The sequence below is a fragment of the Bacillus sp. P4_D3 genome, assembly GCF_056401855.1.
In genome coordinates this window covers 1-766 of the sequence record NZ_JBFUIN010001138.1, presented here as the reverse complement: position 1 = coordinate 766, position 766 = coordinate 1, and the positions used below count along the sequence as shown (strand labels likewise).

The following is a 766-nucleotide window of genomic DNA, read 5'->3' as shown; positions in this document are numbered from 1 at the left end:
GGACTTATTACAGTTAAGACGTTCTTTACTGCAAGTACCAGCTATTTTAGAAGCGATTAGTCTTTTAGATAATGCTTATGCAGCAAGGTTAATTCAAGGTGCGGATCCGTGTGAGAGCTTAACTGAATTACTAGGAAGAAGTATTCAAGAAAACCCACCGCTTTCTATTAAAGATGGAGATATTATTAAAGACGGTTATAATGACAAGCTTGATCAATATCGTTACGTTAGTAAAAACGGAAAAACGTGGATTGCTGAGCTTGAAAAACGAGAGCGTGATATTACAGGGATTAAATCATTAAAAATTGGGTACAACCGTATTTTCGGCTACTATATTGAAGTGACGAAGGCGAATCTTGCAGCACTTCCAGAAGGGCGCTATGAGCGTAAACAAACACTTGCAAATGCAGAGCGTTTCATAACAGATGAACTAAAAGAAAAAGAAACATTAATCTTAGAAGCAGAAGAGAAAATTGTACAATTAGAATACGATTTATTTACAGCACTTCGCGAAGAAGTAAAAGTATTCATACCGAAATTGCAACACTTAGCGAAAGTAATTAGTGAACTAGACGTACTGCAAAGCTTTGCGACAGTTAGTGAAGAAGAGCAGTTTGTAAAACCTGTTTTAACAACTAAGCGCGAAATCTTTATTAAAGATGGTCGTCATCCTGTCGTTGAAAAAGTATTGAACGGGAAATTGTATGTACCGAATGATTGTATTATGCCGGAGAAGATGGATGTCTTTTTAATTACAGGACCGAAC

General features: G+C 36.6%; 1 pseudogene. It reads left to right on the top strand.

From position 1 onward, the window contains the following. Window positions 1-766: pseudogene (locus AC1DTM_RS29830) on the top strand (DNA mismatch repair protein MutS); the annotation flags it as partial.